The following is a 20,255-nucleotide window of genomic DNA, read 5'->3' on the forward strand; positions in this document are numbered from 1 at the left end:
CGGCATGAGCGAATGTTTCCAAAAAGCCACATTCTTTCCCGCGGTCGAAACCGCGCTCGCCGACCCCAACGGCCTGCTGGCGATGGGAGGCGACCTGTCGGCCGAGCGCCTGCTGGATGCTTATCGCCACGGCATCTTTCCCTGGTTCAACCCCGGCGAACCCATCCTGTGGTGGAGCCCCGATCCGCGCATGGTGCTGGTACCGGGCGAGATCCGCGTCACCCGCTCGCTGGCCAAGCGCATCCGCAATGGCGGCTTCGAGACGCGCGTGGACACGGCGTTTGCCGAGGTGATGCGCGCCTGCGCCGCACCGCGCGCTGGCGCATCCGGCACCTGGATTTCCCCGGCGATGGTGGCGGCCTACACCCGCCTGTTCGATGCCGGCTACGCGCATTCGGTGGAAACCTGGCGCGACGGCAAGCTGGTGGGCGGTTTGTACGGCGTGGCGATCGGCCGCATGTTCTACGGCGAGTCGATGTTCAGCCGCGAACCCGATGCCTCCAAGGTGGCGCTGGTGCGGCTGGCGCAGCAGTTGCGGCGCTGGGAATTCGGCCTCATCGACTGTCAGATGGAGACCCCGCATCTGGCCAGCCTGGGCGCGCGCACGCTGCCGCGTGCGGCGTTCACGGCAAGGCTGGCGGAGTTGGTAAACTTGCCGCATCGGCCCGGCCCCTGGAATTTCGATGCATCCGACTGAACCGCCGTTCCAGCGCATCCAGTTTTACCTGACCGCGCATTACGACTGCAGCTATCTGCCGGGCCGGCGCTCGCGCTCGCAAGTCGCCACGCCCACCCACCTGATCGACGCCCATGCCTACAGCGCGCTGATCCGCGCCGGCTTTCGCCGCAGCGGACAGTTCACCTATCGCCCGCATTGCGAACACTGCCATGCCTGCGTGCCGGTGCGGGTCGACGTTGCGGGCTTCGTCCCCAACCTCACCCAGCGCCGCTGCCTCAAGCGCAACCGGCACCTGGCCGCGCGTTTCCTGCCGCTCGATTTCAGGGAAGAGCATTACGCGCTGTATCGCGCCTACCTCGGCAGCCGCCACGCCGGCGGCGGCATGGACCGCGACGGTCCCGACCAGTACACCCAGTTCCTGCTGTCGTCCAACGTCGACAGCGTGATGGCCGAGTTCCGCGACGGCGACACGCTGGTGATGATCTCGGTCATCGACCAGATCGAGGATGGCCTGTCGGCGGTCTACACCTTCTTCGATCCCGCGCGCGCGCAGGACAGCCTCGGTGTCTACGGCGTGCTGTGGCAGATCGAACTGGCGAAGCGGCTGGAACTGCCCTATCTCTACCTCGGCTACTGGATCGCCGAGAGCCGCAAGATGGCGTACAAGAAACAGTACCCGCCGCTGCAGGGGCTGGTCGACGGCCGCTGGCAGGTTCTGGACGCGGCATGAAATGCTGGCTGCTGATCGGCGCCCTGGCGGTGCTGTCGGGCTGCGCGCTCACCGTGAGCGATCCGCGCGCACTGCGCCCGATCGACAGCTTCGTCCCGCTGGCCGGCGATGCGCGCGTCTGGGTCGAGCCGGGCCATGAGGCCTACGGCGCGCGCGTGGCCGAGGCGCTGCCGGCCGCCATCGCGCGGGTCGAGGCAGCGCACTACCTGCCGTTTGCCCGCCCGCCGCGGGTGTACGTGTGCGGCAGCGACGACTGCTTCAGGCGCTATGTGACGACGCCGAAACTCTCCGCCGCGGTGGTGCCGGACAACCGCCTGATCCTGTCGCCCAAGCTCGACGGCCGCGAGAAACACCGCCTGCCCGCGCTGCTCGCCCACGAATTGGCGCACCTGCATCTGGGGCAGCGCATCGGCCACTACCACAGCACCCTGCCGGTCTGGTTCCACGAAGGCTGGGCTTCGCTTGCCGCGGATGGAGGGGGGGCCGAGTATGCGACCGACGCGCAGGCATACGCCGCGATCCGTGCCGGACGGCAGGTCAACCCCGCCACGCGGGACGCGCCCGACAAGCGCCACCGTGCCGGCGCGTTCGGCCTGAATATTTTCGAGTTCTATCGCCAGTCCATGCTGCTGGTCGGCTGGCTGAAGACGCAGGACGAAATGCGCTTCCGCCGGCTGGTTCTGGCCGTGCAGGACAACACCGACTTCGAGATCGCCTTCTGGGATATCTACGGCCAGGCGCCTGCCGCCCTGCTTGCCGGGTTTTACGACGGCGTGCGGAGCGAAACCGTATTCAACGATAATGGGCTGCCGATCCAGGCCGCCCCGGCAAAACCTTAACTCCACTTCACGATGAAACCCTACCTCGACCTGATGCGCCACGTGCTCGAGCACGGCACCCGCAAAGACGACCGCACCGGCACCGGCACCCTGTCGGTGTTCGGCTGGCAGATGCGCTACGCACTCGGCGACGGCTTTCCGCTTGTCACCACCAAGAAATGCCACCTGCGCTCCATCATCCACGAGCTTTTGTGGTTCCTTAAGGGCGACACCAACATCGGATATCTGAAGGAAAACGGCGTCTCCATCTGGGACGAATGGGCCGACGAAAACGGCAACCTCGGCCCGGTGTACGGCCACCAGTGGCGTTCATGGCCTACACCCGACGGCGGCACCATCGACCAGATCAGCGAAGCGGTGCAGACGCTCAAGAGCAACCCCGATTCGCGCCGCATCATCGTCTCGGCGTGGAACGTCGCCGACCTCGACAGGATGGCGCTGGCGCCGTGCCACGCCTTCTTCCAGTTCTACGTCGCCGACGGCAGGCTCTCGTGCCAGCTGTACCAGCGCAGCGCCGACATCTTCCTCGGCGTGCCGTTCAACATCGCCTCCTACGCGCTGCTGACGCTGATGATGGCGCAGGTGACGGGCCTCAAGCCGGGCGACTTCGTCCACACCCTGGGCGACGCCCACCTGTACCTGAACCATCTCGACCAGGCGCGCGAGCAGCTCTCCCGCGCACCGCGCCCGCTGCCGACGATGACGCTGAACCCTGCCGTGCACGACATCTTCGCGTTCCGTTTCGAGGATTTCACCCTCGAAGGCTACGACCCGCACCCGGCGATCAAGGCGCCGGTGGCGGTTTAGCGGGCCGCGAGGCGAGAGCATATGAGCCAGAATAAACCGCGCGTGAGCGTCATCGCCGCGCTTGCCAGAAACCGCGTCATCGGCATCGAGAACCGCCTGCCCTGGCGGTTGCCGGAAGACCTCGCCCATTTCAAGGCGCTGACGCTGAACCACCCCATCCTGATGGGCCGCAAGACCTTCGAGTCGCTCGGCCGCCCGCTGCCGGGGCGTACCAACATCGTCATCACCCGCAACCCCGACTATTGCAGGGACGGCTGCCTCGCCGCCGACTCCATCGCCGCCGCGCTCGCACTGTGCCGGGACGCCGACGAGGTTTTCTTCATCGGCGGCGCCGAGCTCTACGGCCAGGCCCTGCCGCTGGCCGACCGGCTCTATCTCACCGAAATCCAGGCCGAGGTCGAAGGCGATGCCTGGTTCCCCGACTACGACCGCGCGCCCTGGCGCGAAGTCAGCCGCGACGACCGATTGCGGGTGATTGCGGCCAGCAGCCGACATCGAGCGGTTGCGGCTCAAACCCGTTTGCATATCCCAGGCGGCCGCCTGCTTTAAATTGGCAAGCGGGATCGCCGGATTTTCCGCTGTCCTTCATCGACGCCACTCAATGAACGCCCCTGGCAATCAGGGAACCGTTGCGCCAGTTCCCAATCCCGGGTCGCCATTCAATCGAGCGACGGCAAGTTCAAAAAAACGACATCCCTTTCAGCCCGGGCGGCCGCGGGGCGCGAAACCATGAAAGCCCACACTTTTAAAGTTACTATATGCCGCACTTATAAAAGACGCCTGATTTGATTGAAGAAAAGCAGGCCAATATCAAGCGCGACAACTACAACGCGCGGTAGGGAAAGGAAAAATAATGAATAAAATCTATCGGCTCGTCACGAGCCGCGTATCCGGTATTGTCCGGGTTGCCCCGGAAACTGCCCGTGCGCAAGGCAAGGGCAAGCGCCTCTCGATGACCGCCCCGCTGGCCGCTGCGCTTGCCTGTGCGGGAGCATACGCAGCAGACTGGAACGCCCCCACGGGCGACTGGTTCACCCCCGGCAACTGGAGCACCAACGCAGTCCCCTCAGCCGCTAATCAGGTCACCATCAATAATGGCGGCACGGCGCAGGTGCAATCCGCGGGCGCGGCCGCGGAGACAACCTATGTCGGGACGACCGGCAGCGGCACGCTCGCCATCAGCGGCGGCGGCGTGCTGAGCGGCACATACAGCTACATCGGCAGAAACGCTGGCGGCAGCGGCGCGGTGACGGTGGACGGCGCCGGCTCCAACTGGAGCAACAGCAGCCATCTGTACGTGGGTGAGTACGGCAGCGGTACGCTTTCCATCAGCCACGGCGGCGCGCTGAGCAGCATGCAAAGCCTCATCGGTTACCGCGCCGGCAGCAGCGGCGTGGTGACGGTGGACGGCGCCGGCTCCAGCTGGAGCAAGAGCGGTGGGTATCTGTACCTGGGCTATTACGGCAGCGGCACGCTTTCCATCAGCCACGGCGGCGCGGTGAGCAGCCTGACCAGCTACATCGGCCACGGAGCCAGCGGCAGCGGCGCGGTGACGGTGGACGGTGTCGGTTCCAACTGGAGCAACAGCGGCGATTTGTACGTGGGCTATTACGGCAGCGGCACGCTTTCCATCAGCCACGGCGGCGCGGTGAGCAATACCATTGGCCATATCGGCAGCTCCGGCGGCGGCAGCAGCACGGTGACGGTAGACGGCGCCGGCTCGCGCTGGAGCAACAGCGGCGATTTGTACGTGGGCGATTCCGGCAGCGGCACGCTTTCCATCAGCCATGGCGGCGCGGTGAGCGACAGAAACGGTGTCATCGGCTACAGCGCCGGCAGCAGCGGCGCGGTGACGGTGGACGGCGCCGGCTCCAGCTGGAGCAACAGCGACGCTCTGCACGTGGGCTATTACGGCAGCGGCATGCTCGATATCCGCAACGGCGGCGCGGTGAGCAACACATACGGCTACCTCCGCCGCGGCGCGGTGACGGTGGACGGCGCCGGCTCCAGTTGGAGCAACAGCAGCGCTCTGTACCTAGGCCTGTCCGGCAGCGGCACGCTCGTCATCCGCAACGGCGGCGCGGTGAGCAACACGACCGGCTACATCGGCCTCTTCGGGGGTAGCGGCGCGGTGACGGTGGACGGCGCAGGCTCCCACTGGAGCAACAGCGGCAATCTGTACGTGGGCGATTCCGATAGCGGCACGCTTTCCATCAGCAATAGCGGCGTGGTCAACGTTGGCGGCGGTGCGAGAACGCTCACCCTGGCGAGCTCCAGCGGCAGCAGCGGCACGCTCAACATCGGCGCCGGCGGCGCGGCGGGCATACTCAATGCCGCTGCCGTATACGGCGGCGCCGGCACGGCGACGCTCAACTTCAATCACAACGACAGCGCCTACCATTTCACCCATGACGGCAGCGCCAGCGGAACGGCAATTAGCATCGGCGGCCGCGTGTCGGTGAACCACGTCGGCAGCGGCACCACCATCCTCACCGGCAACAGCGGCTACAGTGGCAACACCACCGTGGATCGCGGCACGCTCGCCATCCGCAGCGGCGGCGCGGTGAGCGACACGGAAGGCTACATCGGCAGAAATGCCGGCGGCAGCGGCACGGTGACGGTGGACGGCGCGGGCTCCCGCTGGAGCAACAGCGGGAGCCTGTATGTGGGCGATTCCGGCAACGGCACGCTCGATATCGGCAACGGCGGCGCGGTGAGCAACGTACACGGCTACATCGGCCACGGCATCGGCGGCAGCGGCGCGGTGACTGTGGACGGCGCCGGCTCGCGCTGGAGCAACAGCGGCGCGGTGATCGTGGGCCAGTCCGGCAGCGGCACGCTCGTCATCCGCAACGGCGGCGCGGTGAGCAACGCAAACGGCCACATCGGCCTCTACGGGGGGGCAGCGGCGCGGTGACGCTGGACGGCGCGGGTTCCAGCTGGAGCAGCAGCGGCGTTTTGACCCTGGGCTACTACGGCAACGGCACGCTTTCCATCAGCAACGGCGGCGCGGCCAACGTCGCCGGCGGCACGGGAACGACCGTTCTGGCGAACTACAGCGGCAGCAGCGGCACGCTCGACATCGGCGCCGGCGGCGCGGCGGGCATACTCAACGCCGCTGCCGTATACGGCGGGGCCGGCACGGCGACACTCAACTTCAACCACAGCGACAGCGCTTACCACTTCACCCGTGACGGCAGCGCCAGCGGAACGGCGATCGCCATCCACGGCAGCACGTCGGTGAACCACGTCGGCAGCGGCACCACCATCCTCACCGGCAACAGCAGCTACAGCGGCACCACCACCGTGGATCGCGGCATGCTCGCCATCCGCAGCGGCGGCGCGGTGAGCGACACGGAAGGCTACATCGGCAGAAACGCCGGCGGCAGCGGCACGGTGACGGTGGACGGCGCGGGCTCGCGCTGGAGCAACAGCGGGAGTCTGTATGTGGGCGACTCCGGCAGCGGCATGCTCGCCATCGGCAACGGCGGCGCGGTGAGCGTTGCCGGCGGCACGGGAACGGTCACGCTGGCGAACTACAGTGGCAGCAGCGGCACGCTCGACATCGGCGCCGGCGGCGCGGCGGGCATACTCAACGCCGCTGCCGTATACGGCGGTGCCGGCACGGCGACGCTCAACTTCAACCACAGCGACAGCGCCTACCACTTCACCCGTGACGGCAGCGCCAGCGGAACGGCGATCGCCATCCACGGCAGCATGTCGGTGAACCACATCGGCAGCGGCGCCACGGTTCTTGCCGGCGCCCACACCTACAGCGGCGACACCAACATCAACGGCGGCACGCTCATCGTCAACGGCAGCATCGCGGGCGCCACCTTCGTCAATTCCGGCGGCACCCTGGGCGGCTCCGGCACGCTGGGCGATGTCACCGTCAAGAGCGGCGGCACGCTGTCCCCCGGCAACAGCCCCGGCATCCTGAGCGTCAACGGCGACCTCACCCTGAATGCCGGTTCCACCACGGTGATGGAAATTGACGGCCCCACCCCGGGCACCGGATATGACCAGATCAACGTCAGTGGCAGCGCGACGCTGGACGGCACGCTCGACCTGCGGTTCGGTGCCATGCCGACGGGCGGCAGCCGCTACAGGCTGATCAACGCCGGCAGCCTTTTGCTGGCGGGCGACCCGCAGACCGGCTTCAACCCCATCACCGAAAACCTCAGCAGCAATCTCGGCTCGGCCATGCGCATGATGCCGGTGGTCGATGCCGGCAGCTTCGACATCCTGATCCAGCAACTGAGCTTCATTGGGGCGTCCGGCGGCAATCTCGCCTCCAACCAGCGCAGCGTCGCCGCCAACCTCGACAGCTTCTCCACTTCGGGGCGAGGCGCCGCGCTGTTTGGCGAACTCAACCTGCTGTCCGCCGGCGAACTGCCCGGCGCCTTCGACAGCCTGTCCGGCGTGCAGCACGCCCACACCCGGCCGCTGATCGCGCAGGCGAGTCGCCAGTTCATGCGCGTCCTCGGCGATCGCCTGAACTGGGAGGCGCCTGCTTCCAGCGCCGCGGCCAATCGCTTCGGCAACATCAAGCTCGCTTATAACGGCGGGGACATCGCCAGCCTGTTCGGCGCGCCGGTCAGCGGCAAGCCCGCCTCCAACCTGTGGCTGCGCGCGATGGGCGGCTTTGGCGACATCGACGGCGACGGCAACGCCACCGGCGCGGACTACAACAGTAGCGGCATGGCGCTGGGCTACGACCGTGAAGTGCGCGACGGGCTGCTGGCGGGGGTGGCCTTCGGCTTTACCCGCAGCGATGTCGATGTAGCCGCGGGCAACACCGGCGTCGACAGCTACCAGCTGGCGACGTACGGCCGCCAGCAGTGGGCGGACAACTATCTCTCCACCAGCCTCGGCATCGGCCGCCATCGCGCCGACAGCACGCGGCAGATCCGGTTCGGCGGCTTCTCCGAAGTGGCGCGGGCTGATTACGCCACCGATGGCCTTGGCCTGGCGCTGGAGGCGGGGCGGCACTATGCCTTGTCTGCCGCCGGCTGGGCGACGCCGTTTGCCGGGCTGGAGTACGGCCATTTCCGCCGGCACGGATATCAGGAAAGCGGCGCGGGCGATGCCAACCTGAGGTTTGCCGCCGACGGCATGGACACGCTGCGTTCGCTATTGGGTGCGCGGCTCAACGCTGCGCTGACCGCTGCCGACGGCACGCGCCTCGACACGGCCGTGGGGCTGTCCTGGGCGCACGAGTTCATGGATCGCGGCGCCTCGCTCAACCCCGCCTTTGCTGTGAACGGCAATGTCCCGTTCAAGATCAGCGGCCCCGCCAGCGGGCGCGACCGCCTTCTGGCAACGCTGGGCGCGCGCGCGCACCTGGGCAGGACGGCGTGGCTTGAGCTGGATTACAGCGGGGAGTTTGCCGAGTCCACCCGGCAGCATGCCGTTTCCGCCACGTTCAGGATGGAGTGGTAGTCCCTCCCGCTCACGCCGTTAAGTCGGCACGCGCGTCGGCGTGTGGCTTGAGCGGATATGGGACCTGAGGTCCCTCGCCGATCGCCAGCATGCGCTCGTCCGGGTCGGGGAAGCTTGCCGCACCCCCCGGCCCTTGACGGGCCGGCAGCCGAAACGGCTGTTCGGCAGGATCTTCTATTTGACGGGGCCGCTCGCATCGACTAGAAAAAAATACAGCCTTGCAAGGGGCTGCGGGTAGCGGAGATCCGCTGTCCGGATGAGTCATGTCACGGAGGGCGCAAATCATGAAGACCCCGAAGACAATTGCAATTGCCGGTTTGCTGATTTTCGCTGTGTTCGGTACCTCCTGCGGCACCGCCACCGGTGCCGTAGTCGGAGCCGGAGCAGGGGCCGCCATCGGTGCGGGCACGGGTTATGGCGCCGGCAAAGGCGCGCTGATTGGCACGGGCGTCGGCGCGGCGGCGGGAGCCATTTACGACATAACCAAGTGAAGGGGCCGCAATGAAGAACGGAATGCTTTTGAAGGTGGCAGCCGTGGCCGGCAGCCTCATGGTTTCGAGCGGGCTCGCCCTCGCGCAGGACAAGCCGGCCGACTGCGGCAAGGCCGCTGCGCCGGCCATGGTTGAGGGCCAGGTCACCAAGGTGGACATGGGCCAGGGCAGGTTGACCCTGCGGGCGGCCGACGGGTCCGTCCATGAGTTTCAGGCTTCGCGGGAGACCCTGGCGGAATACAAGGTCGGCGACCCCGTCAAGGCGAAGCTGAGAATGGCCCCGCGGTGCGACTAGCGGTGCCGGCGAGAGGCATGAGACAGCCGGGTTATACGGCGAGGTCGATTTGCTGCAGGCTGCCGGCGGAGCCGTCTTCGCTTAGATAGATGCCGCTGGCGCGTACCTGGCCATCGAACTGGTTGTCCGCACCCTTGTGGCTGAATTCGGTAGCAACCTTGCCCAGATACAGCGCGCCCACGCCGGCGGCCTTCAGGGTGGCGAGTTGGTCGTTGCTCTGGGCATCCTTGCTCCATACCCTGAGTTGGGTAAACACGGTGTCGTTTTCGTCGATCCAGTTGTTGCCGTCCTCATCATAAGCCGCCAGTTCGGCGAAGCCGTTGCCGCTGGCCGGGCCGAACAGTTCGCCGCCGTTGTTGATTTTGCCGTCCTGATTCTTGTCGAGGGCGAGAAAGCCGCTGCCGGGAGCAACAAATGAAATCCGCTCGCTGCTGCCGTCGTTGTCGAGGTCGAAGCTGAATTTGGTGGCGCCGAGTTGCGCCGCGCTGCCATTGAAGTTGATCGCCAGCGGATCCTTGACCTGCCGCACCGCATCGCCCAGGCGCACACTGACCTCGCGTCGCTCGACATGCTCGCGGCTCATCGACAGCGCCAGCTTGAAGACGATTTCCCGGCCATCCGCTGTTCTGATCGTGCCTGCAGCTTGGAAGCGGGTGTGCTCGGCCTCGTAGCGGGTTTCGTGGCGCGCGTATTCGATCCCGAACCCCGCGGGGCGGGGCGCCACCGGTTTCCCAGCGGCGCCGGGAGGCGGCAAGGGCTCCAGCGATGGTGCCGGCGAGGGCCGCAGCTCCTGCATCGACATGACGCGGATTTTTTCGCCGGTCAGCGCTTCCACCATGCTGATGAGGATCTGCATGCGCGGGTCGGTATCCGCGGCTTCGCGGGCGCCGGAAACGGCGTCGGATTCCTGCGCCGCCTTGCCTTCCCCGGAGATCGATACGCGATCCGTTTCGGCCCGTCCGGCCACCTCGCCGCGCCCCTCGAAGTCGGGGCGCTCCGGTCCGATCCAGGCACGCAGGGATTCGCGCATGGTGTGCTGGGCCACACTGGCATGCTGGCTGCTTAACCGGATGTCCGAGCCGGCGATTTTCATGGCATTACCTGCGGGCGAGAGAGGGGCGATCCTCATGGGGTGAATCGGCCGCAATCCGAAAACCTTAATCTCGAACTCGCCATATTTTTTTGCAGGGAATGCGGGCCAGTTCGGGTCATCCGGAATCGCCAAACAAAAACGGGGGGCTGCAGCCCCCCGTTTTTGTTTGCCGCACCGCGCTGCATCAGCTCAGCACTTCGGCCCAGATATTCTTCGACCAGGATTCGGCAAAGACGAAGTTGGGTTCGTCGCCCTTGGCGGTGGCGCCGCCTTCGGGGGCGCTGACGTAGCCCTTGCCGGCCTCGAAACGGTACACGTTGGCGACGTAGCCTGCGGTGGTGTCGGAGGTGGCCGAATAGCAGGTATTGGCGACGACCGGGGTGGGGTCGGGCTGGCGGCCAGCCAGCAGTTCGACGATGGCGGCGGCGCAGACCTTGGCATGGTTGGTCGCCATATGGCCGGACTTCGGCAGGTTGGACAGCACCGAGTCGCCGATGACGTGGACGTTGGGAACGGTGGTCGACTCGAAGGTGGCGAGATTGACCGTGCACCAGGCCTTGTTGCTGTCGTTGCGTGCGCCGGCCAGGTCGCAGACTTCACCGGCGCGCTGCCGGGGCACGACGTTCAGCACGTCGCCCTTGACGTCGTCGAACTCGGTGGCGACGGTCATCCGGCCGCCATCCACCGCAAGCGGCGCGTTGTTGGGACGATAGTCGATCATGCCCGGATAAAAGGTGTTCCAGGCCCAGGTGAACAGCGCTTTCTTGGACGCGATGTCGGCGTTGCCGTCGAGCAGGATGATCTTCGATCGGGGCTTGGCCTGCTTGAAGTAGTGGGCCACCATGCAGGCCCGCTCGTAGGGGCCGGGCGGGCAGCGGTAGGGCGCGGCCGGAACCGACATGACGAAGGTGCCGCCATCGGGCATGGCTTCGAGCTGCCGGCGCAGCAGCGTGGTCTGGGCGCCGGCTTTCCAGGCGTGGACGACCTTGCCGGCGGCTTCGGCCTCCTTGTAGCCCCTTACGGTGTCGCCCAGCACTTCGATGCCGGGGGCGAGCACCAGGCGGTCATAGCCGATGCTGGCGCCGCCGCGGGTCGTGACCACGCGGCGGCCGGCGTCGATGGCGACGACGCTGTCCCTGACCATCTGGATGCCGTGCCTGGGCAGCCTGTCGTAGCCGTGAGTGATGTCGTCCATGCTGCGCAGGCCGCCCAGCACCCAGTTGGAAATCGGGCAGGACACGAAGCTGTCGTTCGGCTCGATCAGGGTGACCGCGATGTTGGGGCCCCACTTGCGCAGGTATTTGGCGCAGGTGGCGCCGCCGAAGCCGGCACCGACCACGACGACGTGGGCGCGGGCCGAGGTGCCGGGCCGGGTGGCGCAGCCGGCAAGCGCAGCCGCTGCGCCGGCGCCGGAAATCTTCAGAAAATCGCGACGATTCAGCGTCATTTTCGGTCTCCTCGCTGGATTACTTCAGGCTGGCGAAATAGGCGCCCATGGCTTCGATTTCGGCCTCGGTGTAGCCATTTGCGTGGCGCTTCATGATGGACGCGACGCGCGTGCCGGCTTTGAATTCCGTCATGAACTTAACGAAGTAATCCTTGTTCAGGCCGGCCAGGCTGGGGATTTTGCCCTGGCTCTTGCCGCCGGGACCGTGGCAGGACATGCAGGTGGATGCGATGACCTGGGTGTGCATGTCCGCCGCGCCGACGCTGCCGGCAAGGGCGAGGCCGATGAAGCCGCCAAGCACCAGGGTGGTTTTCTTGTGCATAGACTCCTCCAGAGACGTGGGGGACCGGGGCGGGAACCGCGACGGCCCCGCAAGCCTTGAGTCTGGCGGGGTTTGGGTCGGCCCGCCCAGAAATACCATGCTGGGGGAGCCTCAATGCCTTGTCAACAAGCAGGGGCTTATATGGCGCGGCGGTGAAGTACGCTCAAAGAGGTGTCTGAGCCGGCCCGCTTAGCTGCGCGCGCCCATGCTCAGCGCCAGGTTTTTGCTCGCCTGGCGTGCCTGTTCGTCGGCGTCGCGATTCCAGTCGTCGCTCACCCAGCCGCCCAGGTTTTCCAGCGCGATCTGGCCGAGCGCATCGATCCAGAGCGGGTGTTCGTTGAGTGCCGGAATGTAGTGAAATTCCTTGCCGCCGGCTTCGAGAAAGCTGGCGCGGCCTTCCATCGCCAGTTCTTCCAGGGTTTCCAGGCAGTCGGCGGTGAAGCCCGGCGCGACCACGTCGACGCGGCCTGTACCGGCTCGGCCGAGTTCCCCCAGCGTCTTGTCGGTGTAGGGCTGCAGCCATTCGGCGCGGCCGAAGCGCGACTGGAAAGTGAGGCGATATTGCTTCGGGTCGAGTCCCAGCGCTTGCGCCAGCAGGCGCCCGGTCTTCCGGCATTCGCAGTGGTAGGGGTCGCCCTTGTCGAGCGTATAGCGCGGCACGCCGTGGAAGCTCATCAGCAATACGTCGGGGCGGCCGTGCATCTGCCAGTAATCGCGGATGTTGGCGGCCAGCGCCTGGATGTAGGCGGGGTGGTCGTGGTAGTGCTTGAGCGTGCGCAGCGCCGGCTGGTTGCGGACTTGCTGCAGCCAGGCAAACGCCATGTCGAATGCGGTGGCGGTGCTGGAGGCGGCGTATTGCGGGTAGGCGGGCAGGATCAGGATGCGGTCGCAGCCGGCGGCCTTCATCCGCGCCAAGGTGTCGGGGATGGCCGGGTTGCCGTAGCGCATCGCGAATTCGACCATGAGCGGGGCGGCGATTTTCACGCCCAGCCAGCCCTTCAGCAGCTTGGCTTGCTTTTCGGTGTGGACCTTGAGCGGCGAGCCGTCCTTGGTCCAGACCGCGGCGTATTTCGCGGCCGATTTTTTCGGCCGGGTGTTGAGGATGATGCCGTTGAGGATCGGCCACCACACGGCGCGCGGGATTTCCACCACGCGCGGGTCGGACAGGAACTGCTTCAGGTAAGGCCGCAGCGCCTGGGCGGTGGGCGCCTCGGGGGTGCCGAGGTTGACCAGCAGGATGCCGGTGCGGGCGGGCTGGCCGTGGGCGTATTCGGGTTCTTTGAAATAGCTCATCAATGATGCGACAGCGCGCTCGATAAAAGTTTGGCGGTGATGTCGACGATTGGCACCACGCGTTCGTAGGCCATGCGGGTGGGGCCGACGACGCCGAGCGTGCCGACCACCTGGCCGTCGGCCGAATAGGGCGCGGTGACCAGGCTGCATTCGTCGAGCGGCAGCAGCTCGGATTCGCCGCCGATGAAGATCTGCACCCCGGCGGCGGTGCGCGACTGGTCGAGCAGTCGCAGCAGCCCGGTCTTCTGCTCGAAGGCGTCGAACAGGCGGCGCAGGCTGCCCATGTTGCTGGAGAGATCCTGCACGTCGAGCAGCTTGCGGCTGCCGGACACCACCACGTTTTCCTGGCTGGCGTCGAGCGCTTGGCTGCCGGCATCCACCGCCGCCGCCATCAGGCGGGTGATGTCGTCGCGCATGCGGCCGAGTTCGTCGCGCAGCTTCGTGCGCACCTGGTCGAAGCTGTGACCGGCGAAATTCTGGTTGAAATAATTGGCCGCCTCGGTCAGGGCGGAGGCGCTGTAGGGCTGTTCGGTGAGGATGACGCGGTTCTCGACCTCGCCTTCCATGGTGACGATGATGAGCAGGATGCGCTTGTCGGACAGGCTGATGAATTCGACCTGGCGGAACGCCGGGCTGCGCCGCGGCGTCATCACCAGGCCGGCAAACCGGCTGAGGTCGGACAACAGGGTGGAGGCCGCCGTCATCAGCCGTTGCGGGTCGGACGAGGTCAGGCTGTTTTCGAGCTGGCTGACTTCGACCTGCGCCAGCGGGCGCACCGTCAGCAGCGTATCGACAAAGAAGCGGTAGCCGCGCGGCGTCGGCACCCGCCCGGCCGAGGTGTGCGGGCTGGCGACGAAACCCATTTCCTCGAGGTCGGCCATGACGTTGCGGATGCTCGCCGGCGACAGCTCCAGCCCAGAGTGCCGGGACAGGGTGCGCGAGCCCACCGGTTCACCTTCGGCAATATACCGTTCAACCAGGGTTTTCAGCAGGATGCGGGCGCGGTCGGTGAGCATGGGGAGATTATATAGGCGAGATGCAGGTTGCAAGATTCGAGAGACAAGATCCAGGATTCAAGATTCAAGGTGCAGGCAAAGCGAGCCGTTTCTCGCCTGGCGATGAATCGTTTGTACCTTGAATCTTGCAACCTGCATCTCGCCTTATAATCGGCCCTCATGCAAACCCCTTTCCATACCGTCGGTCTTGTCGGCAAATACAACAATCAGGGCATGGAAGCCCCGGTTCGGGCGCTGGGGGAATTTCTGCGGGGGCGCGGGCATGCGGTTCTGCTTGCCTGTCAGACCGCCGAACATCTGGGGATCGAGGCGTTTCCCACCCGCAATCTGCACGACCTGGCGATCGACAGCGATGCGGTCGTGGTGCTGGGCGGCGACGGCACCATGCTGTCGATCGCGCGCGAACTGGCGCCGCGCGGGGTGCCGCTGATCGGCATCAACCAGGGGCGGCTGGGCTTTCTCACCGACATCACGGTTGAGCACATGTACGATGCGGTGGCGGAAATCCTCAGCGGCCAGTACATGGCGGAAGAGCGCATCCTGCTGAATGGCCAGGTTCGCCGCGGCGGCGAGCGCGTATTCGAGTCCACTGCGTTCAACGACGTGGTGGTGGGCAAGGGCGGCTCGGGCCGCCTGATCGACCTGGAAATTTCCATCAACAGCGAATTCGTCTACAGCCAGCGCGCCGACGGCCTGGTGGTCACCAGCCCGACCGGCACCACGGCCTATGCGCTGTCGGCCGGCGGACCGATCATGCATCCGACGCTGGAGGCGATGGCGCTGGTGCCGATCTGTCCGCACACGCTGTCGGCGCGCCCCATCGTGGTCAGCAGCCATGCGCGCATCGAGCTGCACCTGACCTACGCCGACGACGCGCGCGTCCACTTCGACGGCCAGCAACATTTCGACCTCAAGAGCGGCGACCATGTGTGGATCACCCGTGCCAGCCACCCGGTCACGCTGCTGCATCCGCATTCCTACAGCTATTACGACACCCTGCGGCAGAAGCTGCACTGGGGCAAGAAGCTTTAACGCGCTGCGCGTTCCCATGCTGTCGCATCTTTCCATCCGCAACTACCTGCTGGTCGAATCGGTCGAGCTCGACTTCGCGCCGGGACTGACCGTGCTCACCGGCGAGACCGGCGCCGGCAAATCGATCCTGGTCGACGCGCTGGCGCTGGCGCTGGGCGACCGCGCCGAGGGGGGCGTAGTGCGGCAGGACGCACCGCGTGCCGAGATCGCCGCCGAATTCGCGATCGACGGCCTGCCTGCGCTGGCGGCCTGGCTCGACGAAGCCGGCTTCGCGGCGGACGGCGATGTCTTGATCCTGCGCCGCGTGATCGACGCCGGCGGCCGTTCGCGCGCCTTCATCAACGGCAGCGCCGCGCCGCTGGCGCAGTTGAAGGAAGCCGCCGATTTTCTGCTCGACATCCACGGCCAGCACGCGCATCACGCGCTGCTGCGTCCGCAGGCGCAGCGCGAGGTGCTCGATGCGTATGCCGGCGCACAGCCGCTGGCCATGACGGTCAACGCCGCCTGGCACGCCTGGCAGGCGGCGCGACAGCAGCGCCTGGACGCCGAAACCCACGGCCAGGCGCGGCAGATCGAACGCGAGGGGCTGCGGCTGGCGGTGGAGGAGTTGCGCGCGCTCGGCGACGACCTCGCGCGCTGGGACGAGATCCAGGCCGAACACGCGCGGCTGGCGCACGTCACCACGCTGCTGCAAGGCAGCCATGCGCTGATCGAGGGGCTGGACGAGGGCGAGGCGGCGGTGGCCAGACAGCTTGGCGAAATGAGCGCGCGGCTCGACGGCATGCAGGCGGTGGACGACAGCCTGAAGGAGGTCGCCGCGCTGCTGAATTCGGCCAGCGCCGATTTGACCGAGGCGGTGCATGCGCTGCGCCGCTACGCCGGCAACCTCAATCCCGATCCCGAGCGGCTGGCCGAACTCGACCGGCGGCTTGCCGACATGCACCGGCTGGCGCGCAAGCACCGCGTGCAGCCGGATGCGCTGGCCGGTTTGCTGGAGCAGTTCGAGATGCGATTGGCCGCCCTGGCGGCCGGCGACGATCTCGATGCGCTGCAGGCAAGCGAAGATGCAGCCCTGGCGCGATACCAGAGCGATGCGGGTCAGCTCGGCGCGCTGCGCCGCAAGGCGGCGACGGCGCTGTCGAAGCAGGTGACGGCGGCGATGGACGAACTCGCGCTGGCCGGCGGCCGGCTCGACATCGTGCTTGCGCCGACCGGCGAGCCGCGCGCGCACGGACTGGAGGACGTGGGCTTTCTGGTGGCCAGCCATCCCGGCCTGCCGCCGGGGCCGCTCGGCAAGGTGGCGTCGGGCGGCGAGCTGTCGCGCATCAGCCTGGCGATCCAGACCGCGCTGTCGGGCGTGGCCGGCGTGCCGACGCTGATCTTCGACGAAGTCGATGTCGGCATCGGCGGCAGCGTGGCCGAGGCGGTCGGGCGGCGGCTGGCGAAGCTGGGCGCAACCCGACAAGTGCTGGTCATCACCCACCTGCCGCAGGTGGCGGCGCGCGGTTCGCAGCACTTGCGCGTGGCCAAGCAGGCCAACGGCGGCTTCGTCTCGTCCAACATCGAGTTGCTCGATGCCGGCGCGCGGGTGGAGGAAATCGCGCGCATGCTCGGTGGACTCAAGATCACCGCGACGACGCGGCAGCACGCTGCCGAGATGCTCGCGAGTTGAGACGCCTGCTTGCGCTGTTCCTGCTGCTCGCCGCCGGTGCGGCGTGGGCGGAAACGCTGACCGGTGTTGTCGTGGTGGTGATCGACGGCGATACCCTGCTGTTCAAACCGGACCGCTATCTCCCCGCAGCGCGGGCCTTCCTCAAGGTGCGCCTGGTCGACATCGACGCGCCGGAAAAGGGGCAGCCGTATGGCGAGGCGGCCACCCGCGCGCTCGAGGGCATGGCATTGCAGCAGCGCGCGACGCTCGAGGTCGTTGCCACCGATGTTTACGGCCGCAGGCTGGGCAGGCTCGGGGTCGGCGCGCTGCCGGTGAACGAGGAACTGGTGCGGCGCGGTTACGCCTGGGCGTCATCGCGCAATCCGCGCCGGGCGATGCGGCCGCTGCAGGACGAAGCGCGCCGCGCGGGCATCGGGCTGTGGCAGGATCCCGCGCCTATCCCGCCGTGGGTGTGGCGGCGCGCGCAGCCAGCTCGCGGTCGCTGAGGCTGCGCGGCGTTCCGTCGGGCAGTGCGACGTGGCACTCCTGGAAGATCCGCGCCGTGCAGCGGCGGCAGATTTCGTTGTCGAGCCGCGGGTAGATCGCCTGAATCGCCTCGCCCTTGTGCTTGAATATCTGGTCCTCCCCCACGGTGTCGACCTGGCCGCTGCGGCGCAGCATTTCGCAGAAATCCGGCTGCACCCCCACCAGATACAGGCCGCCGCCGAGCTTGCGGCGGCGGGTGGCTTCCTTCGACAGGAGTTCGGCGCCGGCGAGGTCGATGAAGCCGATCGCCCGCGCGGTGATCAGCAGGTTCTTCTTTTTCGGGTCGGCCTCGTCGACGTTGCGGAAGTGCTGCTGCACGTGTTCGACCGCGCCGAAGAAGATCGAACCCTCGACCCTCAGTATGGCCATCTGCGGACAGGTGGACGCGCCTGTCGTGACCGGCACGAATTTGCGGCGCGGATTGTCGAGTTCGAACGCGAGCGGCACCAGTTCGCGGATCGACGGCTGCGAGGTGCGGTACAGGTAGAACAGCAGCGACACCAGAATGCCGAGGAAGATGCCTTTTTCCAGGTCGATCAGGGTGCCGGCGAAGGTCAGCGCGAGCACGATGCGTTCGCGCTTGTGGCGCTTGAAGATTTCGCCGATGTGGTGGAAGTCGATCAGGCTCCACGCCACGATGAACAGGATCGCCGCCATCGACGGCACCGGCAGGTAGGCGGCGAGCGGCGCCACCAGCAGCACGATCAGCAGCAGAAACACTGCCGACATCGCGGCGGCCAGCGGCGTCTTGGCGCCCGCGGCGTAATTCACGCCGCTGCGGTTGAACGAGCCGCTGGAGGCATAGCCGGAGAAGAAGCTGCCGGCGATGTTGGACAACCCCTGGCCGACGAATTCCTGGTTGCTGTCGATGCGCTGGTCGGACTTGATCGCCACCGAGCGCGCGATCGCCACCGCCTCGGTCAATGCCAGGATCGCGATGATGGTGGCGGGGAACAGGGTCTGCTTGATCGCGTTGAGTGAGAAGTCGGGTAGCGACAGCGGCGGGAACGAGGCCGCCAGCGCGCCGACGGTTTTGATGCCAGTTGTGTTGGCGCCGTATTCGGCGTTGAGGATGGCCGCCACCACGCTGCCCGCCACCATGGCGACGATCATGTAGGGCAGCTTCTGCAGGTAGCGCTTGGCGAGGATGCCCGACGCCAGCGTGACCGCGCCTACCGCCATCACCCAGGGCTGGATGTCGGCGAGGTGGCTGCCGAAATGGATCAGCACTTCGTGGAAGTGGGCGCCGCGCGGCACGTCGAGACCGAAGAAATTCTTGATCTGGCTGGCGGCGATGAGGATGGCCGCGCCTGCGGTGAAGCCGATGATGACGGTATGCGAGATGAAGTTGACCAGCGCGCCGAGGCGGGCCAGGCCCATTGCCAGCTGGATCAGGCCGGCCAGGAAGGTGAGCGTGAGCACCAGGCCGATGAATTGCGGACTGCCGGGTTCGGCCAGCGGGCTGATCGAGGCGAACACCACGATCGAGATCGCCGTCGTCGGCCCCGACACCAGGTGCCAGCTCGATCCCCACAATGCGCCGACGATGGCGGGCAGCATCGCCGCATACAGGCCATATTCGGGGGGCAGCCCGGCGATGGTGGCGAACGCCACCGCCTGCGGCAGCACAATGAGTGCGCCGGTGAATGCCGCGACGGTATCGGCCTTGAAGGTCTGCGGGGTGACGTTGGGCCACCAGCGCAGGAAGGGCAGCAGGCGGTAAAGCCAGAGCGGACAGGCTTTGAGATCGATCACGCAGACTCCAGAAGCATATTGGCGGATAAGACTATAACTATTTGTAGCAAAGGAGTTTTTGCATGGCTTCCTGTTGCGGGCAACCTATAATCAGTCGCAAATCCCGTGTCGGACAGGGGCGCAACGACAACTCAACCAGAGAGAGCGAGGGGAAGATGAAATTCACCACGATGACGTTGTGTGCATCCGCGCTGCTGCTGTTGGCCGTGCCGGCCCAGGCAGCGGGCGACCCCCGGGCCGGACAGCTTAAAACCTCGATGTGCGCCGGTTGTCATGGCATTGCCGGCTGGCGTACCGCCTATCCCAGCGTATACAGCGTTCCCAAGCTCGGCGGGCAGCACGCCGATTATATCGTGGCGGCACTCAAAGCCTATAAAAGCGGCGAACGCAGCCACCCCAGCATGACGGCCATCGCGGGCAGCCTGTCCGAGCGGGACATGGACGATCTCGCGGCGTATTACGCGTCGTCGTACAGCGGCGCTGCCAACTGAGGAGGCCCCATGAAAAAGACATGCTTCATCCTCGCCGTGATTGCACTGGGCGCTTCCCCGGCGGCGCATGCCAAGGGCAACTACGAGGCCGGCAAGGCCAAGTCGGCCAGCTGCGCTGCCTGCCACGGTGCGGACGGGGTCAGTACCGTGGCATCCTTTCCCAAACTGGCGGGCCAGCACCGCGATTATCTCTACCAGGCGCTCAAGGATTACCGCTCCGGCAAGCGCAAGAATCCCATCATGGCCGGCCAGGCGAAAAACCTCTCCGATACCGACATGCTCGATCTGGCGATGTATTTCTCCAAACAGCAGGGACTGACCCTGAA

General features: G+C 66.5%; 20 protein-coding genes. 14 read left to right on the forward strand and 6 right to left on the reverse strand.

The features are described 5' to 3' along the window. The first annotated feature begins 4 nt into the window (after positions 1 to 4). The 9 genes from aat to BGO62_RS14610 all read left to right on the forward strand — a co-directional run bounded on the left by aat (position 5) and on the right by BGO62_RS14610 (position 9,283). On the forward strand, positions 5 to 697 hold the full coding sequence (aat, locus tag BGO62_RS14570) for a leucyl/phenylalanyl-tRNA--protein transferase (protein ID WP_296638593.1): 693 nt from the start codon (positions 5 to 7) through the stop codon (positions 695 to 697). Continuing rightward, positions 684 to 1,409 (forward strand): arginyltransferase, encoded by a 726-nt coding sequence (locus BGO62_RS14575; RefSeq protein WP_296643803.1) that lies wholly within the window; start codon positions 684 to 686, stop codon positions 1,407 to 1,409. Before aat ends, BGO62_RS14575 begins: the two co-directional genes overlap by 14 nt. Further along, positions 1,406 to 2,248, forward strand: a complete 843-nt coding sequence (locus BGO62_RS14580) for a hypothetical protein (RefSeq protein ID WP_296643805.1) — start codon at positions 1,406 to 1,408, stop codon at positions 2,246 to 2,248. Before BGO62_RS14575 ends, BGO62_RS14580 begins: the two co-directional genes overlap by 4 nt. Before the next feature lie 12 nt (positions 2,249 to 2,260). Then, the gene (locus BGO62_RS14585; protein WP_296643807.1) at positions 2,261 to 3,055 is read left to right on the forward strand and encodes a thymidylate synthase; all 795 of its coding nucleotides are present in this window, start codon (positions 2,261 to 2,263) and stop codon (positions 3,053 to 3,055) included. 21 nt (positions 3,056 to 3,076) lie between these two features. Further along, positions 3,077 to 3,604 carry a dihydrofolate reductase gene (locus BGO62_RS14590; RefSeq protein WP_296643809.1) on the forward strand — a complete coding sequence of 176 codons (528 nt, stop codon included), beginning with the start codon at positions 3,077 to 3,079 and terminating at the stop codon, positions 3,602 to 3,604. Between the two features lie 304 nt (positions 3,605 to 3,908). After that, positions 3,909 to 5,972: an ESPR-type extended signal peptide-containing protein gene (locus tag BGO62_RS14595; protein WP_296643811.1), complete on the forward strand. Its 2,064-nt coding sequence runs from the start codon at positions 3,909 to 3,911 to the stop codon at positions 5,970 to 5,972. Beyond that, the gene (locus BGO62_RS14600) at positions 5,969 to 8,497 is read left to right on the forward strand and encodes an autotransporter domain-containing protein (RefSeq protein WP_296643813.1); all 2,529 of its coding nucleotides are present in this window, start codon (positions 5,969 to 5,971) and stop codon (positions 8,495 to 8,497) included. Before BGO62_RS14595 ends, BGO62_RS14600 begins: the two co-directional genes overlap by 4 nt. Before the next feature lie 284 nt (positions 8,498 to 8,781). Then, positions 8,782 to 8,988 (forward strand): hypothetical protein, encoded by a 207-nt coding sequence (locus tag BGO62_RS14605; protein ID WP_296643815.1) that lies wholly within the window; start codon positions 8,782 to 8,784, stop codon positions 8,986 to 8,988. Between the two features lie 10 nt (positions 8,989 to 8,998). Then, positions 8,999 to 9,283: a hypothetical protein gene (locus tag BGO62_RS14610; protein ID WP_296643817.1), complete on the forward strand. Its 285-nt coding sequence runs from the start codon at positions 8,999 to 9,001 to the stop codon at positions 9,281 to 9,283. Between the two features lie 31 nt (positions 9,284 to 9,314). Here the strand turns inward: BGO62_RS14610 and BGO62_RS14615 are convergent, their stop codons facing one another. The 5 genes from BGO62_RS14615 to hrcA form a co-directional block, all read right to left on the reverse strand. Then, positions 9,315 to 10,376 carry a hypothetical protein gene (locus BGO62_RS14615; RefSeq protein WP_296643818.1) on the reverse strand — a complete coding sequence of 354 codons (1,062 nt, stop codon included), beginning with the start codon at positions 10,374 to 10,376 and terminating at the stop codon, positions 9,315 to 9,317. Positions 10,377 to 10,560: 184 nt separating this feature from the next. Beyond that, entirely contained in the window at positions 10,561 to 11,823 is a 1,263-nt protein-coding gene (locus tag BGO62_RS14620) for an FAD/NAD(P)-binding oxidoreductase (RefSeq protein ID WP_296643819.1), read from the reverse strand. Positions 11,824 to 11,842: 19 nt separating this feature from the next. Then, the gene (locus BGO62_RS14625) at positions 11,843 to 12,145 is read right to left on the reverse strand and encodes a c-type cytochrome (protein WP_296643821.1); all 303 of its coding nucleotides are present in this window, start codon (positions 12,143 to 12,145) and stop codon (positions 11,843 to 11,845) included. A 189-nt stretch (positions 12,146 to 12,334) separates the two neighbouring features. After that, positions 12,335 to 13,438, reverse strand: a complete 1,104-nt coding sequence (gene hemH, locus BGO62_RS14630; protein ID WP_296643822.1) for a ferrochelatase — start codon at positions 13,436 to 13,438, stop codon at positions 12,335 to 12,337. After that, entirely contained in the window at positions 13,438 to 14,454 is a 1,017-nt protein-coding gene (gene hrcA / locus BGO62_RS14635; RefSeq protein WP_296643824.1) for a heat-inducible transcriptional repressor HrcA, read from the reverse strand. The genes hemH and hrcA overlap by 1 nt, the downstream gene beginning before the upstream one ends. 159 nt (positions 14,455 to 14,613) lie before the next feature. On the opposite strand from hrcA, the gene BGO62_RS14640 reads away from it, so the two are divergent. The 3 genes from BGO62_RS14640 to BGO62_RS14650 are packed head-to-tail and all read left to right on the forward strand — an operon-like array spanning position 14,614 to position 17,643. Next, positions 14,614 to 15,486 carry an NAD kinase gene (locus BGO62_RS14640; protein WP_296643826.1) on the forward strand — a complete coding sequence of 291 codons (873 nt, stop codon included), beginning with the start codon at positions 14,614 to 14,616 and terminating at the stop codon, positions 15,484 to 15,486. A gap of 16 nt (positions 15,487 to 15,502) precedes the next feature. After that, on the forward strand, positions 15,503 to 17,158 hold the full coding sequence (gene recN, locus BGO62_RS14645; RefSeq protein WP_296643828.1) for a DNA repair protein RecN: 1,656 nt from the start codon (positions 15,503 to 15,505) through the stop codon (positions 17,156 to 17,158). Beyond that, complete coding sequence (locus BGO62_RS14650) at positions 17,155 to 17,643, forward strand: thermonuclease family protein (protein ID WP_296643830.1); 489 nt, start codon at positions 17,155 to 17,157, stop codon at positions 17,641 to 17,643. Before recN ends, BGO62_RS14650 begins: the two co-directional genes overlap by 4 nt. Here BGO62_RS14650 and BGO62_RS14655 read toward each other — a convergent pair. Beyond that, a complete protein-coding gene (locus BGO62_RS14655) occupies positions 17,594 to 19,438 on the reverse strand; it encodes a SulP family inorganic anion transporter (RefSeq protein WP_296643833.1) in 1,845 nt (614 codons plus the stop codon). The two genes, BGO62_RS14650 and BGO62_RS14655, sit on opposite strands and share 50 nt — an antisense overlap. 155 nt (positions 19,439 to 19,593) lie before the next feature. Between BGO62_RS14655 and BGO62_RS14660 the strand changes: the two genes are divergently transcribed. Together BGO62_RS14660 and BGO62_RS14665 are read left to right on the forward strand one after the other, a co-directional pair. Next, the gene (locus BGO62_RS14660) at positions 19,594 to 19,929 is read left to right on the forward strand and encodes a cytochrome c (protein ID WP_296639199.1); all 336 of its coding nucleotides are present in this window, start codon (positions 19,594 to 19,596) and stop codon (positions 19,927 to 19,929) included. 9 nt (positions 19,930 to 19,938) lie between these two features. Next, positions 19,939 to 20,255: cytochrome c (locus tag BGO62_RS14665; RefSeq protein WP_296643835.1), on the forward strand; the 317-nt coding region annotated here is incomplete at its 3' end.

The organism is Thiobacillus sp. 65-1402 (assembly GCF_001897685.1).
Lineage (GTDB): Bacteria > Pseudomonadota > Gammaproteobacteria > Burkholderiales > Thiobacillaceae > Thiobacillus.

Excerpts from the sequence above, each read along its gene's own strand:
- aat (WP_296638593.1), top strand. The coding sequence starts at position 5 with ATGAGCGAATGTTTCCAAAAAGCCACATTCTTTCCCGCGGTCGAAACC.
- BGO62_RS14575 (WP_296643803.1), top strand. The coding sequence starts at position 684 with ATGCATCCGACTGAACCGCCGTTCCAGCGCATCCAGTTTTACCTGACC.
- BGO62_RS14580 (WP_296643805.1), top strand. The coding sequence starts at position 1,406 with ATGAAATGCTGGCTGCTGATCGGCGCCCTGGCGGTGCTGTCGGGCTGC.
- BGO62_RS14585 (WP_296643807.1), top strand. The coding sequence starts at position 2,261 with ATGAAACCCTACCTCGACCTGATGCGCCACGTGCTCGAGCACGGCACC.
- BGO62_RS14590 (WP_296643809.1), top strand. The coding sequence starts at position 3,077 with ATGAGCCAGAATAAACCGCGCGTGAGCGTCATCGCCGCGCTTGCCAGA.
- BGO62_RS14595 (WP_296643811.1), top strand. The coding sequence starts at position 3,909 with ATGAATAAAATCTATCGGCTCGTCACGAGCCGCGTATCCGGTATTGTC.
- BGO62_RS14605 (WP_296643815.1), top strand. The coding sequence starts at position 8,782 with ATGAAGACCCCGAAGACAATTGCAATTGCCGGTTTGCTGATTTTCGCT.
- BGO62_RS14610 (WP_296643817.1), top strand. The coding sequence starts at position 8,999 with ATGAAGAACGGAATGCTTTTGAAGGTGGCAGCCGTGGCCGGCAGCCTC.
- BGO62_RS14615 (WP_296643818.1), bottom strand. The coding sequence starts at position 10,376 with ATGAAAATCGCCGGCTCGGACATCCGGTTAAGCAGCCAGCATGCCAGT.
- BGO62_RS14620 (WP_296643819.1), bottom strand. The coding sequence starts at position 11,823 with ATGACGCTGAATCGTCGCGATTTTCTGAAGATTTCCGGCGCCGGCGCA.
- BGO62_RS14625 (WP_296643821.1), bottom strand. The coding sequence starts at position 12,145 with ATGCACAAGAAAACCACCCTGGTGCTTGGCGGCTTCATCGGCCTCGCC.
- hemH (WP_296643822.1), bottom strand. The coding sequence starts at position 13,438 with ATGAGCTATTTCAAAGAACCCGAATACGCCCACGGCCAGCCCGCCCGC.
- hrcA (WP_296643824.1), bottom strand. The coding sequence starts at position 14,454 with ATGCTCACCGACCGCGCCCGCATCCTGCTGAAAACCCTGGTTGAACGG.
- BGO62_RS14640 (WP_296643826.1), top strand. The coding sequence starts at position 14,614 with ATGCAAACCCCTTTCCATACCGTCGGTCTTGTCGGCAAATACAACAAT.
- recN (WP_296643828.1), top strand. The coding sequence starts at position 15,503 with ATGCTGTCGCATCTTTCCATCCGCAACTACCTGCTGGTCGAATCGGTC.
- BGO62_RS14660 (WP_296639199.1), top strand. The coding sequence starts at position 19,594 with ATGAAATTCACCACGATGACGTTGTGTGCATCCGCGCTGCTGCTGTTG.